This is a genomic window from Enterobacter cloacae complex sp. SHL012 (genome assembly GCF_049237505.1).
GTDB classification, from domain to species: domain Bacteria; phylum Pseudomonadota; class Gammaproteobacteria; order Enterobacterales; family Enterobacteriaceae; genus Enterobacter; species Enterobacter kobei.
Map to the genome: position 1 here is coordinate 1,583,420 of NZ_JBMKIZ010000001.1, position 15,916 is coordinate 1,599,335.

Here is a 15,916-nt window from a genome sequence, read left to right on the forward strand (position 1 = left end):
CACTTGCAGAGGTTTTCTGCCATGAACTCACTACGTTATCTCGATTTTGGTCAGTCACGCCATCTGTTGTTGTTGATTGCCCGTATCGCGCTTGTCGTCCTGTTTATTATCTTTGGTTATCCGAAACTGACGGGGTTTAGCGGCACCGTACAATATATGACCTCGCTGGGGACACCGATGCCCATGCTGGCGGCCATTATTGCGGTGGTGATGGAGGTGCCAGCCGCCATCCTGATCGTACTGGGCTTTTTCACCCGTCCTCTTGCCGTGCTGTTTGTGTTCTACACGCTGGGCACGGCGGTGATTGGTCACCATTACTGGAATATGACCGGTGACGCGGTCGTACCGAATATGATTAATTTCTACAAGAATGTCAGTATTGCGGGCGCATTTATATTGCTGGCGATTGTAGGTCCAGGCGCAATATCCCTTGACCGCCGTTAAGCCATAAAAAAAGGCCGCACGCGCGGCCTTTTAACGTTCTGCTGAGCAGAGGAATTATGCGTATACCGGGAAGCGTGCGCAGATATCCAGAACTTTACCTTTGACGCGCTCGATAACCGCTTCGTCATTGATGTTGTCCAGAACGTCACACATCCAGCCAGCCAGCTCTTTCACTTCCGCTTCTTTAAAGCCGCGACGCGTCACAGCCGGAGAACCGATACGGATACCGGACGTCACGAACGGGCTCTTCGGATCGTTTGGCACGCTGTTTTTGTTCACGGTGATGTTAGCGCGGCCCAGGGCAGCGTCAGCTTCTTTACCGGTCAGGTTCTTATCAACCAGATCCAGCAGGAACAGGTGGTTTTCAGTACCGCCAGAAACCACTTTGTAGCCACGGTTCAGGAACACTTCCACCATCGCTTTGGCGTTCTTAGCAACCTGCTGCTGATAAACCTTGAACTCTGGCTCCATCGCTTCTTTCAGCGCTACCGCTTTTGCCGCGATAACGTGCATCAGCGGGCCGCCCTGCGCGCTTGGGAACACGGCAGAGTTCAGTTTTTTGTACAGCTCTTCGTCACCGCCTTTCGCCAGGATCAGGCCACCGCGTGGACCCGCCAGGGTTTTATGGGTAGTGGTGGTCACAACGTGAGCGTGCGGAACCGGGTTCGGGTAAACGCCAGCGGCAATCAGACCCGCTACGTGCGCCATGTCGACGAACAGGTAAGCACCGATGCTGTCTGCGATTTCACGCATTTTTGCCCAGTCAACGATACCGGAGTAAGCAGAGAAGCCACCGATGATCATCTTCGGTTTATGCTCTTTAGCCTGCTTCGCCATGTCTTCGTAGTCAATTTTACCGGACTCATCGATACCGTAAGGGATGATGTTGTACAGTTTGCCGGAGAAGTTCACCGGGGAGCCGTGAGTCAGGTGGCCGCCCTGCGCCAGGTTCATACCCAGCACCGTATCGCCCGGCTGCAGCAGCGCGGTGTAAACGGCGAAGTTAGCCTGAGAGCCGGAGTGCGGCTGCACGTTCGCGTAGTCAGCGCCAAAGAGTTCTTTCGCACGGTCGATTGCCAGCTGCTCAACGATATCAACGTACTCGCAACCGCCGTAGTAGCGCTTGCCTGGATAACCTTCAGCGTATTTGTTGGTCAGCTGAGAACCCTGTGCCTGCATGACGCGCGGGCTGGTGTAGTTTTCGGAGGCGATCAGTTCGATGTGCTCTTCCTGACGTACTTTTTCCTGCTCCATAGCCTGCCACAGTTCGGCATCATAATCGGCAATGTTCATTTCACGCTTTAACATCCGCATCTCCTGACTCAGCTAACAAGTAAATTTTGGCCTGAAAAGGCAGTCCTGTTGGACGACGGGCAACAGTATAACTGAATAGTTCTGTGATAACAGGTCTTGACAAACGATTTTACGCAAACGTTTTCCTTCACGCCACGCAAGGGTTTGAGGAATAAAGCGCTCCCCTGTTTCAACGGATTTCTTTTCAGGTTTGTGATGCATATTTTTCATCTTGCAAAGAACCATTTACAACGCAGGGGTATTTTTTATAAGATGCATTTAAAATACATCATTAAAGTTACATCAAAAGGACGCGCTCATGCTCGACGCTCAAACCATCGCTACCGTTAAAGCCACCATCCCCCTGCTGGTGGAAACCGGTCCTAAACTCACCGCTCATTTTTACGATCGCATGTTCACGCATAACCCAGAGTTGAAAGAGATTTTCAACATGAGTAACCAGCGTAATGGCGATCAGCGTGAAGCCCTGTTCAACGCCATCGCAGCCTACGCCAGCAACATTGAAAACCTGGCGGCATTACTGCCTGCGGTGGAAAAAATCGCGCAGAAGCACACCAGCTTCCAGATCAAACCCGAGCAGTACAATATTGTCGGCGGCCACCTGCTGGCAACGCTGGACGAAATGTTCAGCCCGGGCCAGGAGGTACTTGACGCCTGGGGTAAAGCCTACGGCGTGCTGGCAAACGTCTTCATCAACCGTGAAGCGCAGATCTACAGTGAAAACGCCAGCAAGAACGGCGGCTGGGAAGGCACGCGCGCCTTCCGCATCGTTGAGAAAACACCGCGCAGCGCATTGATCACCAGTTTTGAATTTGAACCGGTGGATGGTCAGCCGGTAGCGGATTATCAGCCAGGCCAATATCTCGGCGTGTGGCTGAAGCCTGAAGGTTTTCCGCATCAGGAGATCCGCCAGTATTCCCTGACCCGCAAACCCGACGGCAAAGTCTATCGCATTGCGGTGAAACGCGAGGACGGCGGCCAGGTTTCCAGCTGGCTGCATAACGAAGCCAGCATGGGTGACGTCGTTCACCTGGCCGCACCGGCGGGTGACTTCTTCATGGCGGTAGACGCTACTACCCCGGTAACGCTGATCTCGGCTGGTGTCGGCCAAACACCAATGCTGGCGATGCTGGATACGCTGGCGAAAGCAAACCACAGCGCACAGGTCAACTGGTTCCATGCCGCAGAGAACGGCGAGGTGCATGCCTTTGCGGACGAAGTGAAAACGCTGGGCGCGACGCTGCCCCGCTTCACCGCGCATACCTGGTATCGCTTGCCAACGGAAGCAGACCGCGCAGCCGCACGTTTTGACAGCGAAGGGTTGATGAATTTAAGCCAGCATGAAGGGGCGTTCAGCGCGCCGGATATGCAGTTCTACGTCTGCGGACCGGTGGCGTTTATGCAATATGCCGCGAAGCAGCTGGTGGCGCTGGGTGTGAATAAAGACAACATTCATTACGAATGTTTCGGCCCGCATAAAGTGCTGTAATGCAAAAAGCCCCTCGAACGAGGGGCTTTTTTTTCGCCGGCTGGCGGCTACGCCTTACCCGGCCTACAAAACTGTTGGCATCGTTAAATCGCGGCGTCGTCTTCTTCGCCGGTACGGATACGGATCACGCGCGCCACGTCAAAGACGAAGATTTTACCGTCGCCAATTTTGCCCGTCTGCGCCGTGCGGATGATGGTATCCACGCAGGTATCGACGATGTCATCGCTGACCACGATTTCAATTTTCACTTTCGGCAGAAAGTCGACCATGTACTCTGCGCCACGATAAAGCTCGGTGTGGCCTTTCTGACGACCAAAACCTTTCACTTCCGTCACGGTCATCCCGGTGATGCCGACTTCCGCCAGCGCTTCACGCACATCATCCAGTTTGAAAGGTTTAATAATCGCATCAATCTTTTTCATGGTGGGTCCTTAACGCTTGCCTGTAAGCTGCCTCGTAATCGATTGCTCACAGTACCATACGGCATTACTCTTTAAAATCGTTTGCTTCCAGCTCGTGGCGTGAGAGCAGCTTGTAAAACTCGGTGCGGTTGCGTCCGGCCATTCGCGCTGCGTGGGTCACGTTGCCTTTGGTGATCTGCAGCAGCTTGCGCAGATAGTTCAGCTCGAACTGGTTACGCGCTTCGGCGAACGTCGGCAAGGCCGTGTTTTCCCCTTCCAGCGCCTGCTCCACCAGCGCATCGCTGATAACGGGCGATGACGTCAACGCCACACACTGCTCAATCACGTTTACCAGCTGGCGAACGTTACCCGGCCAGCTGGCCGCCATCAGCCGTTTCATCGCATCGGTGGAAAACGCGCGGACAAACGGTTTATGGCGATCGGCCGCCTGGCGCAACAGGTGATTCGCCAGCAGCGGAATGTCTTCAGCACGCTCTGCCAGTGCCGGGATTTTGAGATTCACCACGTTCAGACGGTAGTAGAGGTCTTCACGAAACTCGTTGCGCGCCATCACTTTTGGTAAGTCGCGGTGGGTGGCGGAAATAATTCGTACGTTAATATCAATATCGCGGTTGCTGCCCAGCGGGCGCACTTTACGTTCCTGAAGCACGCGCAGCAGTTTGACCTGTAGCGGCGCAGGCATGTCACCAATCTCGTCGAGGAACAGCGTGCCGCCTTCCGCGGCCTGGAACAGCCCTTCCCGGCTGCTTACCGCGCCGGTGAAGGCGCCACGGGCATGACCAAACAGTTCGGACTCAAGCAATTGTTCCGGAAGCGCGCCGCAGTTAATGGCAATAAAGGCATTTTTGCTGCGCGGGCTGGCGTTATGGATCGCCTGCGCCAGGATCTCTTTCCCGGTTCCGCTCTGGCCGTTAATCAGCACGCTGACGTCGGACTGGGCGACCATCCGCGCCTGCTCAAGCAGACGAAGCATGATCGGGCTGCGGGTCACAATGGATTCACGCCATGCGTCGTCGCCAGAGGGTGCCGCGTGCTCCAGCGCGCTGTCGATGGCTTTGTAGAGTGCGTCTTTATCTACCGGCTTGGTGAGGAAGCTGAATACGCCCTGCTGGGTTGCGGCGACGGCATCCGGAATTGACCCGTGTGCCGTCAGGATAATCACCGGCATGCCCGGCTGCTGCTTCTGGATCTCCGCGAACAGCTGCAGACCGTCCATTTCGTCCATCCGCAGATCGCTGATGACCAGATCAATTTTCTCGCGGCTAAGGACTTTCAGCCCTTCCTGTCCGCTTTCCGCAGTCACTACGCTGTAGCCTTCACTCACCAGACGCATCCCCAGCAGCTTTAACAGCCCGGGATCGTCATCCACCAGTAAGAGATGGGCAGGTTTACGGCTCGTCATGCTTCACATCCTCTTGTTTCTGCGTGTCGCTGTCCGGTGCTGCGGATGCGCTACCAGGCTGATATTTGCGCGACGAGAGCTGTCTTTCGATATCGGTCAGGTTTTCCAGCTTGCGCGTCGTGGTATCCAGCTGAGTGCGTAAATGCTGTTGCTGTTGACGCAGCGTATCAAGTTCGCTGTCGGTGGACTGCTGGAGCTTGCTGTAGCGAGAGCGCTCTTCAGACAGCTGAAGCTGTAATGTCTGACCATCCCGCCAGAGCTGGTATACCGGTCGTACCTGTACCGGGAGCGCGATCGTAAAGGTATCCAGCCGGGTCACATTAGCCCGACGTTCGACGGGGGTGATTTTCGCATCGGCCAGTAGAATTCCACGCTTGAAAGCGTCCTGCCAGGTGTCGTCATCCAGCATCGCCGCTTTCGAACGGGCGTCCACCGGCGCAAGACGCTGGGCACAATCTATTCCGCGCAGCCAGAACAGCGGATTATTTTCGACATCATGCCCTGACAAATTCCAGATATCGTCACAGCGGGTAGAGAGGAAATCCGCCAGCTGGTTATCCGGCCATTTATCTTCTTGTTTACCGCTTATCGCACTTTGTGGCGCATGGGAAACGCACCCTGCCAGAAATAAACAAGGTAAACCCAGGCGAAATGTGTTGCTGGAAAACACCGCGCGTACGGCGCGGAAAAAGACGTGTGACATACTCACCAGACTTAGATTCATTTTATTGGTTTTTCCGGCTCAGGGGCAGTTCAATACGGAAGCAAACATCCGCACGTTCGTCCGTGGCAATGTTTAGCTCACCCTGCATGCGTCGTATGCAGTCCCGGGCGATGCTTAAGCCCAGACCACTTCCTTTTACCGCACCCTTCCGCTGATGACTCCCCTGGAAAAAGGGTTCAAAGATCATGGTTTTTTCGTCATCAGGGATCGGGGTGCCGGTGTTAGCGACGTCAATAAACACCCGGGAACCCATCGTATAACTTCGGATATAAATGTTACCGGATTCAGTACCATAGTGCACCGCATTGGAGTAAAGATTATCCAGAACGCTCATTAAAAGCATCGGTTCAGCGAGACAGGCAGGCGCACTCAACTCCACCCCGGTATGCATCATTTTAGCTCTTGCTGGCAAGCTATGGGCGGAGATCACCATATCCACCAGCGGCGCAATCTCGACCTCTTCAAGAACGACCGCCCCGTCAGCCAGCTTGCGGTTGTAATCCAGCAGTTGTTCAATCAGCTTTTGCAGGTTGCGGCTGCTGGCATCCAGAATCTCAACAATTTCTTTCTGTTCTGGCGTTAGCGGCCCTGCCACCTCGTCTGCCAGCAGCTCCGTTCCTTCACGCATGCTGGCGAGCGGCGTTTTCAGTTCATGGGAAATATGGCGCAGGAACTGATGACGCTGGGATTCCAGCCACGCCAGACGCTCAGACAGCCAGATAATACGCTGACCAACGGAGCGCAGCTCGCGCGGGCCCTTAAAGGAAACCGAATCCCCGAGCGATTTCCCCTCTCCAAGACGGTTGATCATACGCTGAATGCCCTTCACCGGGCCGATGATCATACGGGTAAAGAGCAGAACCAGCCCGAGACTCACCAGGAAAAGCACCAGTGCCTGCCAGCCGAAGAACTGCCCGCGTTCGGCTATCTCCTGCTGCAGCTGCTGACCGCGAGAGAAAATGACCGTGCGGGTTGACTGCACCATCTCGGTGTTGGCGGCAGCAAACGCTTCAAGACGCGCGGCGGCGGCGGCATCCGGCCCGCTATTGTGGCATTGCAGCTGCGCAAGATCGTTCAGATCCTGACGCAATGCCTGATACAGCTTGTCGTCGGGCAACACGCCCGCATGCGCGTCCAGCATCTCGCTGTAGCGCTTGCGCTGACTCTGGTAAACCTTTTCCAGCGTCCGATCGTCAAGCACGCAGTACTGGCGATAGCTACGCTCCATCTCCAGCGCGGCGTTGGTCATCGCTTCACTGCGTCTGGCGTCGATAAGCGTGGTGCGGTTAGTCAGTGCGGCCTGAGCGCTCAGCGCGTTAAGGCTTTGCCACGCCTGCCAGGCGAGGATCAGCAATGGCAGCAGGATTAGCAGGAAGGCCATCATCACGAGCTGTCGCAGGGAGCGGGGAAAAACGGGCCAGCGTTTCAACGCATTACTCTCTTCATGGGGGTTTACGCAGAGCGTAACTGAGTCTGCCCTTCAGATACAACAAAGCCGGGTAAAAACCCGGCTTTGTTATGGAATAAGGCGGTGCCTAACTCGACGTTTCGCCCTGGCCTGATAAAGCATCGCTATGATCAGTAGTTGGACGGCAGGCACCTTTTTGTGCGTCATTCGAAGTTTATGTAGCACGTCCCGAAGGGGCTGACATAAGAAGGTGAATGAGCCACTGGTTAATATTATGCAACACTCGTGCCAGAATGCAAAACAAAACATTAACACATTGATATATATACATTTTACCAACTTCTCCTGTTCATTATCGTTTGAATGATTTCCAGGCTAAGTGTCGCTATTAAGCAACACCTTAACAGGAACCTGTTCTGGCGTATATAAATCAATGAGTTAAATGTCTCCTTTTGGAGACAGTCGCAAACCGTCTTTGTCGCAATTTTGCGACACACATAAAAAAGCCCGGTGCGCTACGCTTACCGGGCCTGGAAGGTACCTGCTTTACATCTTAACCCAACTGTTTACGCGCATTGCGGAAGATACGCATCCACGGGCTGTCCTCGCCCCAGTTTTCCGGGTGCCAGGAGTTACTCACGGTACGGAACACGCGCTCCGGGTGCGGCATCATAATGGTTGCACGACCACTTTCGCTGGTGACTGCCGTAATACCGTTGACCGAGCCGTTCGGGTTAGCCGGATAGGTTTCGGTGACCTTGCCGAAGTTATCGACAAAGCGCAGCGCCACCAGACCTTTGCTTTCAAGCTGAGCCAGATGTGCTGCATCACGCACTTCTACCTGACCTTCACCGTGGGACACGGCGATTGGCATCTGTGATCCGACCATGCCCTGCAGCAGCAGAGATGGGCTTTGTGTCACTTCCACCAGGCTGAAGCGCGCTTCAAAGCGGTCAGACTGGTTACGCACAAAGCGCGGCCAGGCTTCGCTGCCCGGGATAAGCTCGCGCAGGTTGGACATCATCTGGCAACCGTTACACACGCCCAGCGCCAGCGTTTGCGGACGGTGGAAGAAGGTTTCGAACTCGTCGCGCACGCGGCTGTTAAACAGAATGGACTTCGCCCAGCCTTCACCGGCGCCCAGTACGTCACCGTATGAGAAACCACCGCAGGCCACCAGCGCCTGGAAATCTTCCAGACCGGTACGCCCGGCCAGCAGATCGCTCATGTGAACGTCGATGGCGTCAAAGCCCGCACGGTGGAAGGCAGCCGCCATTTCAACGTGGGAGTTAACGCCCTGCTCGCGCAGCACGGCCACCTTCGGACGTGCACCCGTCGCAATGTACGGCGCGGCGATGTCTTCGTTGATGTCGAAGGAGAGCTTCACGTTCAGGCCTGGATCGCTGTCGTTAGCCTTCGCGTTATGCTCCTGATCGGCACATTCCGGGTTATCACGCAGGCGCTGCATCTGCCAGGTCGTTTCCGCCCACCACATACGCAGCGTGGTGCGGCTTTCGCTGAAGACGGCATGACCGTCAGCTTCAATGACAAAGCGGTCGCCCTGTACGGCTTTACCCAGATAATGTACGCAGTCTGCCAGACCGTGCTGCGCAAGAATGGCTTCAACCGCATCGCGGTCTGCCGCACGCACCTGAATCACCGCGCCCAGCTCTTCATTGAACAGCGCTGCCAGGCGGTCTTCACCCAGAGAGGCAATATTCGCCTCCACACCACAGTGGCCGGTGAAGGCCATCTCTGCCAGCGTGACCAGCAGTCCGCCGTCGGAGCGGTCGTGGTAGGCCAGCAGCTTACGCTGCGCGACCAGCGCCTGAATTGCATCGTAGAAGCCTTTTAACTGGGCCACGTCACGCACATCGGCCGGTGTATCACCCAGCTGACGATAAACCTGCGCCAGCGCCGTGGCACCCAGCGCGTTGTGACCTTTACCCAGGTCAATCAGCAACAGGGCGTTGTCTTCGGTCGCAAGCTGCGGCGTCACGGTGTGACGTACGTCTTCCACGCGCGCAAAGGCGGAGATGATCAGCGACAGCGGAGAAGTGATCTCGCGCTGCTCGTTGCCTTCCTGCCAGCGGGTTTTCATCGACATGGAGTCTTTGCCCACCGGAATGGTCAGCCCAAGCGCAGGACACAGCTCTTCGCCCACCGCTTTCACGGCTTCATACAGGCCCGCATCTTCGCCAGGGTGACCGGCAGCGGCCATCCAGTTAGCGGAGAGCTTGATACGTTTGATATCGCCAATCTGCGTCGCGGCAATGTTGGTCAGCGCTTCACCCACAGCCAGACGGGCGGACGCGGCGAAGTCCAGCAGCGCCACAGGCGTGCGTTCGCCCAGGGCCATCGCTTCACCGTAGTAGCTGTCGAGACTCGCGGTGGTTACGGCACAGTTCGCGACCGGGATCTGCCACGGGCCGACCATCTGATCGCGCGAGACCATACCGGTTACGGTACGGTCGCCAATGGTGACCAGGAAGGTTTTCTCTGCCACCGCCGGCAGGTGCAGCACGCGGTTGACCGCTTCTGCAACGGTGATGCCCTGGCGATCCAGCGCTTTGCCCGCTGCTTTACGCGTTTGCACGTCGCGGGTCATCTTCGGCGTTTTACCGAGCAGAACGTCCAGCGGCAGATCGATCGGCTGGTTGTCGAAATGGGTGTCGCTCAGGGTCAGGTGCTTCTCTTCGGTCGCTTCGCCGATGACGGCATACGGCGCGCGCTCACGGCGGCACAGCTCGTCAAACAGCGGCAGTTGATCCGCTGCAACCGCCAGAACATAACGTTCCTGGGATTCGTTACACCAGATTTCCAGCGGGCTCATGCCTGCCTCATCGCTCAGGATATCGCGCAGGTTGAAGCGGCCACCGCGTCCGCCATCGCTCACCAGCTCCGGCATGGCGTTAGACAGACCGCCCGCGCCCACGTCATGGATAAAGAGAATCGGGTTCGCGTCGCCCAGCTGCCAGCAGCGGTCGATGACTTCCTGGCAGCGACGCTCCATTTCCGGGTTGTCGCGCTGAACGGAAGCAAAGTCGAGATCCGCATCTGACTGACCGGAGGTCATGGAGGATGCCGCGCCGCCGCCCAGGCCGATGTTCATCGCCGGGCCGCCCAGCACGATCAGCTTCGCGCCAACCACGATCTCGCCTTTCTGGACGTGATCGGCACGGATATTGCCGATCCCACCCGCCAGCATGATCGGTTTGTGATAGCCACGCAGCTCTTCGCCGTTATGACTGTCCACTTTCTCTTCATAGGTACGGAAGTAGCCGTTCAGTGCCGGACGGCCAAATTCGTTGTTGAATGCCGCGCCGCCCAGTGGACCGTCGGTCATGATATCCAGCGCGGTCACAATGCGCTCTGGCTTGCCGAAATCCTCCTCCCATGGCTGCTCAAAGCCCGGGATGCGCAGGTTGGAGACGGAGAAACCAACCAGACCCGCTTTTGGTTTCGCACCACGTCCCGTTGCACCTTCATCACGGATTTCACCGCCTGAACCGGTGGCCGCACCCGGCCACGGGGAAATTGCCGTCGGGTGGTTGTGGGTTTCCACTTTCATCAGGATATGCGCAGGCTCCTGATGGAAGTCGTAACGACCGGTAGCGTGGTCAGCAAAATAGCGCCCAACCTCGGAGCCTTCCATCACCGCGGCATTGTCTTTATAGGCAGACAGCACGTGGTCGGGGGTTTGCTCCATGGTGTTTTTGATCATTTTGAACAGCGATTTAGGCTGCTGTTCGCCGTCAATAATCCAGTCGGCGTTGAAAATTTTATGGCGGCAGTGCTCGGAGTTGGCCTGCGCGAACATGTAGAGCTCGATGTCGTTCGGGTTGCGGTTCAGCTTAACAAACGCATCCTGCAGGTAGTCGATTTCGTCTTCTGCCAGCGCCAGGCCGAGACGCAGGTTAGCGTCAATCAGCGCCTGACGGCCCTGCCCCAGCAGGTCTACGCTTTGTACCGGCGCAGGCTGATGGTGGGAGAAGAGCTTCTGTGCGTCATCAAGAGAGGCAAACACGCTTTCCATCATGCGGTCATGCAGCTCGGCGGCAACCGCCTGCCACTGCGCGTCGCTCAGGGTCGAGGCGTCAACGTAGTAGGCCACGCCGCGCTCCAGACGGTTAATCTGGCTCAGGCCGCAGTTGTGGGCAATGTCGGTGGCTTTAGAAGACCAGGGGGAGATGGTGCCCGGACGCGGCGTCGCAAGGATCAGTTTGCCGGTTGGCGTATGGCTACTCAGATTTGGGCCATACTTGAGCAGGCGTTCCAGCTGTACGCGCTCCTCTGCATTCAGGGGGGCATTCAGGTCAGCAAAATGGACATACTCAGCGTAAATATTGCTTACCGGAAGGTCGGCCGCCTGAAAACGTGCCAGCAGTTTGTTAATACGGAAGGCAGACAGTGCAGGCGAACCACGCAGAATTTCCATCATAAGTCTCTCGTCTTCGAAGCGCCGGGGCGCTTTCAGTGTGCGCAAGGGGGGAAAACGGGCGTCATTATAGAGAATCCTGAGCGCCGACGAAACCGTTTGCGTGGAAATAAAATTGGCGGAGACATTTAGCAATAGATGTGACCTGTCTCTCTAATTGGTTGCCAAGTGGCGCAAGTTTACGCAAAATGCCGCTCATTCAATGGCAAACCTGATTATCAAACATGGCTACAGCATACTGAGGCAACCGGCGTCGCAGAGAATTAACTAATTGAAAAAATTAAAGATTAATTATCTGCTCATCGGCATTGTTACGTTGCTGCTGGCAGTGGCCCTCTGGCCTTCCATCCCCTGGTTCGGTAAAGCCGAAAACCGTATCGCCGCCATTCAGGAGCGGGGGGAGCTGCGCGTCAGTACGCTCAACTCTCCGCTGATTTACAGCGACATTAACGGCAAAATTATTGGCCTTGATTATGAACTGGCGCAGCAGTTCGCCGATTATCTTGGCGTGAAGCTTAAAATTACCGTTCGCCAGAATATCAACCAGCTGTTCGACGACCTTGATAACAACGATGCCGACATACTGGCAGCCGGTCTGGTCTATAACAGTGAGCGTAGCAAAAACTATCAACCGGGCCCGACCTATTACTCCGTTTCGCAACAGCTGGTCTATCGCGTCGGGAGTCTGCGGCCACGCACGCTGGCCTCCATTAACGATCAACAGCTGACCATTGCGCCCGGCCATGTGGTGATTGAGGATCTGCGTGAGCTGAAAGAGAAGAAATACCCCGACCTGAGCTGGAAGGTTGATTCGAAACTGGGCACAACGGAGCTGCTGGAGCAGGTAAAAGATCAGAAACTGCCCTACACCATTGCCGATTCGGTTGCGATCAGTCTGTTCCAGCGCGTGCATCCTGAAATTGCCGTAGCGCTCGACGTTACCGACGAGCAGCCGGTGACCTGGTTTAGCCAGCTCGATGACGATCAGACTCTTTCTGCGGCCATGCTCGATTTCTACAACACCATCAATGAAGACGGCACGCTGGCACGCCTGGAGGAAAAATATCTCGGCCACGGTGATGACTTTGACTATGTTGACACCCGCAGCTTCCTGCGCGCGGTAGATAGCGTCCTGCCAGACCTGCAGCCATTATTCGAAAAATACGCCCAGGAGATTGACTGGAAACTGCTGGCGGCTATTTCGTATCAGGAGTCCCACTGGGACACCCAGGCCACCTCCCCGACCGGCGTGCGTGGCTTAATGATGTTAACCAAAAATACCGCGCTGAGCCTGGGCGTGAATGACCGTACCGATGCGGAACAGAGCATCAGCGGCGGGGCTCGCTATCTGCAGGATATGATGGCCAAAGTGCCGGAAACGGTGCCGGAAGAGGAACGGATCTGGTTTGCGCTGGCAGCCTACAATATGGGCTACGCGCATATGCTTGACGCGCGGGCGCTGACCGCGAAAACGAAAGGTAACCCGGACAGCTGGTCAGACGTAAAGCAACGTCTGCCGCTGCTAAGCCAGAAGCCGTGGTATAACAAGCTGACTTACGGCTACGCGCGCGGACATGAAGCCTACGCCTACGTGGAAAATATCCGTAAGTATCAGATTAGCCTGGTCGGCTATCTGCTCGAGAAAGAAAAAGAGGCGACAGAGGCAAGACAGCTGGCTGAGAGTTATCCGGTTGTGGCGCCGGACGAGCTTAATCGTCCGACAACTTCAATTCTGCCTTTTGTTGCTTTTTCTGCTGACGGCGCATTCGAAAGAAATCGCTTAATAGCGCCGAACACGCTGGTGCAAGTACCCCACCGATAGTTTTCACCTGGTGATTCATCCCTGGGTGACCCAGCACGTCCAGCAGAGAACCGGCCGCACCGGTTTTTTCATCCCGCGCGCCAAAGACCAGCGTACCAATCCGGCTGTGCACCATCGCGCCGGAACACATCACGCACGGCTCAAGCGTGACATACAGCGTGGTATCAAGCAGACGATAGTTTTGCAGCACCATTCCGCCCTGACGAAGGGCCATGATTTCAGCGTGCGCAGTCGGATCGTGACGGCCAATCGGGCGGTTCCACCCTTCCCCTATCACCTGGTTATTGTGGACAAGCACGGCACCCACGGGCACTTCTCCCTCGTCCCAGGCGCGCTGGGCAAGCGTAAGCGCATGGCGCATCCAGTATTCATGATCGCGTTCAGGGTTGCACAACGGTTGATACTCCAGTCTAAAAGCGGGCGGCATTATACACACCCGCTATAGATAAGACTATTCGAGTTGCTGAAGTTCGCCTGCGGGCGTGACGCGCCAGCGATGCTGGCAAAAATAGAGCAGCGGGTTGTCCTGTTTGCTGTCGCTGTAGCCGCTGTAGAGACGCAGCGGCGTGCCGATTCGTTTCTCCAGCTGCACCACTTTTTCATGCCCCAGGCAGCGCATACTCAGTACCCAGCCGCCGTAACCACGGGCAATTTGTGTGGCGATAAGATTCACGCGCGGCAGCCAGGGCGTATCAAAATAAACCTGTTCAACCAGCGTCTGCGGGGAGCCCGTGATCAACCAGATGTCGGCATCGTTGGCGTCGAGGTAACTGGTGAGGCGCGCCTGTACAACCGGGAACGCGGCGACATGACCGCGAAACCAGTGCGCAAACTCCTTTTCTAGCTGTTTTAGCCGCGCTTCGCTGTGGCCAAACGTACATCCCCAGAGCAGCAGGCTCATCGGCCAGCGCGCCGCCCGGCCTTTCACCAGCAGCGCGATGCCGATCGCCGGTAACAGCGGTAAGACGAGCAGCGCATTCAGAGGCTGGCGCCGCAGCAGGTAGCGCATAAACGTACCAAACATATCCTGCTGATGCAGCGTTCCATCCAGATCGAAAAAGACAACGCGACGCTCGTGATTTGCCAAACCTTACTCCTCTGGGTCGTTGAATCCTAACAGCCAGGTAAACAGGAACCCGGCGATCACCGCTACAGAATAGCCTAACAGATAGAGCATCACTTTTCCGGTCACGATAGTTAACGCCAGCGGCAAACCGGAGAGACCAAACGTAATGACGGTAGCAACTTTCCAGTAGCTGATGAGCGCCCCGCCGACCGCGCCGCCCAGACAGGCAGCCAGGAACGGTTTACCCAGCGGCAACGTGACGCCAAAAATCAGCGGTTCGCCAATGCCGAGCAATCCAACCGGAAGCGCGCCTTTAATCACTTTTTTCAGGCGTGCGTTGCGGGTTTTCAGCAGTACGGCAATCGCCGCACCGACCTGCCCCACCCCCGCCATTGAGAGTATAGGCAGCAGCGCGTTGTAACCGTGCGCCTGCACCAGTTCGACGTGGATCGGCACCAGTCCCTGATGCAGACCGGTCAGCACCAGCGGCAGGAAGGTGCCTGACAGCACCGCCCCCACTAACAAACCGCCGCGGTCAATGGCCAGAGACGCGCCATGAGCGATGGCATCAGAGATCCATCCCCCTAATGGCTGAAGAACCACAATCGCCACACTACCGGTAATTAACGTGGTCAGCAGGGGGTTGAGGATGAGTTCAATCGAGCCGGGCAATACCGCGCGAAGTCTTTTCTCAATCCAGCACATCAGGATGACCACCAGCAGCACGGCAATCACCCCGCCGCGACCAGGCTGGAGCGCCTCGCCAAACAGCGTAATTTGCGCCAGCTGCGGGCTGGAGAGAATGCCCGCCATCACGCCCCCCATCGCCAGCGAACCGCCAAACACTTTGGCAGTATTCACCCCGACCAGAATGTTCATAATGGCAAACACCGCGCTGCCGAAGATCCCCAGAATACCCAACAGGTTCGGATACTGGGTGGCAAAGTCCCCGACGATATCCGGACGCTTGAGAATATTGATAATCCCGGTGATCAAGCCGGAAGCAATAAACGCCGGGATCAGCGGGATAAAGACATTTGCCAGCTGTCGTAGCGCGTCGCTCATGGGGGCTTTGTATTTCGCCTTCGCCTGCGCTTTGGTGCGCGCAGCATCGTCGAGCGTCACACTCGCGCCGCCGCCCATCAGCGCGCGCATGGCATCAACCACCTGCGCCGCTTTCCCCGGCCCGACGATCAGCTGGTGTTGCTGCCCCTGCTTCACGTAACCGCTGACACCGGAAAGCTTCTTCAGGCCCGGCACATCCAGCTGGTCGTCGTTATGCACCTCGACGCGCACGCGCGTCATGCAGTTTTCCAGACGCTGAATATTCTCTTCTCCGCCGATCCCTCGCAGGATATCGCTGGCGAGCGCTGCTGTTTTGTCCATA

12 protein-coding genes are annotated in these 15,916 nt (G+C 56.4%); 3 read left to right on the top strand and 9 right to left on the bottom strand.

Features of this window, described 5'->3' with window-relative positions; genetic code table 11:
- Nucleotides 1-21: 21 nt before the first annotated feature.
- A complete protein-coding gene (locus ACOTY9_RS07425; protein WP_014884830.1) occupies nt 22-444 on the top strand; it encodes a DoxX family protein in 423 nt (140 codons plus the stop codon).
- Between the two features lie 54 nt (nt 445-498).
- On the opposite strand, the gene glyA is transcribed toward ACOTY9_RS07425, so the two are convergent.
- Nucleotides 499-1,752 carry a serine hydroxymethyltransferase gene (glyA, locus tag ACOTY9_RS07430; protein WP_008502165.1) on the bottom strand — a complete coding sequence of 418 codons (1,254 nt, stop codon included), beginning with the start codon at nt 1,750-1,752 and terminating at the stop codon, nt 499-501.
- Between the two features lie 304 nt (nt 1,753-2,056).
- Between glyA and hmpA the strand changes: the two genes are divergently transcribed.
- A complete protein-coding gene (gene hmpA / locus ACOTY9_RS07435; RefSeq protein ID WP_348565332.1) occupies nt 2,057-3,247 on the top strand; it encodes an NO-inducible flavohemoprotein in 1,191 nt (396 codons plus the stop codon).
- An 83-nt stretch (nt 3,248-3,330) separates the two neighbouring features.
- Here the strand turns inward: hmpA and glnB are convergent, their stop codons facing one another.
- The 5 genes from glnB to purL all read right to left on the bottom strand — a co-directional run bounded on the left by glnB (nt 3,331) and on the right by purL (nt 11,644).
- Nucleotides 3,331-3,669, bottom strand: a complete 339-nt coding sequence (gene glnB, locus ACOTY9_RS07440; RefSeq protein WP_003860685.1) for a nitrogen regulatory protein P-II — start codon at nt 3,667-3,669, stop codon at nt 3,331-3,333.
- 64 nt (nt 3,670-3,733) lie between these two features.
- Entirely contained in the window at nt 3,734-5,071 is a 1,338-nt protein-coding gene (glrR, locus tag ACOTY9_RS07445) for a two-component system response regulator GlrR (RefSeq protein WP_014884832.1), read from the bottom strand.
- The gene (gene qseG, locus ACOTY9_RS07450; RefSeq protein ID WP_023337635.1) at nt 5,058-5,795 is read right to left on the bottom strand and encodes a two-component system QseEF-associated lipoprotein QseG; all 738 of its coding nucleotides are present in this window, start codon (nt 5,793-5,795) and stop codon (nt 5,058-5,060) included. The genes glrR and qseG overlap by 14 nt, the downstream gene beginning before the upstream one ends.
- Nucleotide 5,796: 1 nt before the next feature.
- Nucleotides 5,797-7,224: a two component system sensor histidine kinase QseE/GlrK gene (gene qseE / locus ACOTY9_RS07455; RefSeq protein ID WP_014884834.1), complete on the bottom strand. Its 1,428-nt coding sequence runs from the start codon at nt 7,222-7,224 to the stop codon at nt 5,797-5,799.
- Between the two features lie 532 nt (nt 7,225-7,756).
- On the bottom strand, nt 7,757-11,644 hold the full coding sequence (gene purL, locus ACOTY9_RS07460) for a phosphoribosylformylglycinamidine synthase (protein ID WP_348565331.1): 3,888 nt from the start codon (nt 11,642-11,644) through the stop codon (nt 7,757-7,759).
- A 268-nt stretch (nt 11,645-11,912) separates the two neighbouring features.
- On the opposite strand from purL, the gene mltF reads away from it, so the two are divergent.
- Nucleotides 11,913-13,463 carry a membrane-bound lytic murein transglycosylase MltF gene (gene mltF / locus ACOTY9_RS07465; protein ID WP_179121138.1) on the top strand — a complete coding sequence of 517 codons (1,551 nt, stop codon included), beginning with the start codon at nt 11,913-11,915 and terminating at the stop codon, nt 13,461-13,463.
- Here the strand turns inward: mltF and tadA are convergent.
- From tadA to ACOTY9_RS07480, 3 genes are read right to left on the bottom strand one after another with little or no spacing between them, the layout of a single operon-like run.
- Complete coding sequence (gene tadA / locus ACOTY9_RS07470; protein WP_014884837.1) at nt 13,351-13,890, bottom strand: tRNA adenosine(34) deaminase TadA; 540 nt, start codon at nt 13,888-13,890, stop codon at nt 13,351-13,353. The genes mltF and tadA overlap by 113 nt on opposite strands.
- Before the next feature lie 24 nt (nt 13,891-13,914).
- Nucleotides 13,915-14,550: a phosphatidylglycerophosphatase C gene (yfhb, locus tag ACOTY9_RS07475; protein WP_023331092.1), complete on the bottom strand. Its 636-nt coding sequence runs from the start codon at nt 14,548-14,550 to the stop codon at nt 13,915-13,917.
- 3 nt (nt 14,551-14,553) lie between these two features.
- Nucleotides 14,554-15,915: a PTS transporter subunit EIIC gene (locus ACOTY9_RS07480; protein WP_014884839.1), complete on the bottom strand. Its 1,362-nt coding sequence runs from the start codon at nt 15,913-15,915 to the stop codon at nt 14,554-14,556.
- Nucleotide 15,916: the final 1 nt, after the last annotated feature.

Bases quoted from the DNA above. Each gene is read 5' to 3' on its own strand.
- ACOTY9_RS07480 (WP_014884839.1), bottom strand. From the start codon at position 15,915: ATGGACAAAACAGCAGCGCTCGCCAGCGATATCCTGCGAGGGATCGGC.
- glyA (WP_008502165.1), bottom strand. From the start codon at position 1,752: ATGTTAAAGCGTGAAATGAACATTGCCGATTATGATGCCGAACTGTGG.
- glnB (WP_003860685.1), bottom strand. From the start codon at position 3,669: ATGAAAAAGATTGATGCGATTATTAAACCTTTCAAACTGGATGATGTG.
- hmpA (WP_348565332.1), top strand. From the start codon at position 2,057: ATGCTCGACGCTCAAACCATCGCTACCGTTAAAGCCACCATCCCCCTG.
- qseG (WP_023337635.1), bottom strand. From the start codon at position 5,795: ATGAATCTAAGTCTGGTGAGTATGTCACACGTCTTTTTCCGCGCCGTA.
- glrR (WP_014884832.1), bottom strand. From the start codon at position 5,071: ATGACGAGCCGTAAACCTGCCCATCTCTTACTGGTGGATGACGATCCC.
- tadA (WP_014884837.1), bottom strand. From the start codon at position 13,890: ATGCCGCCCGCTTTTAGACTGGAGTATCAACCGTTGTGCAACCCTGAA.
- purL (WP_348565331.1), bottom strand. From the start codon at position 11,644: ATGATGGAAATTCTGCGTGGTTCGCCTGCACTGTCTGCCTTCCGTATT.
- ACOTY9_RS07425 (WP_014884830.1), top strand. From the start codon at position 22: ATGAACTCACTACGTTATCTCGATTTTGGTCAGTCACGCCATCTGTTG.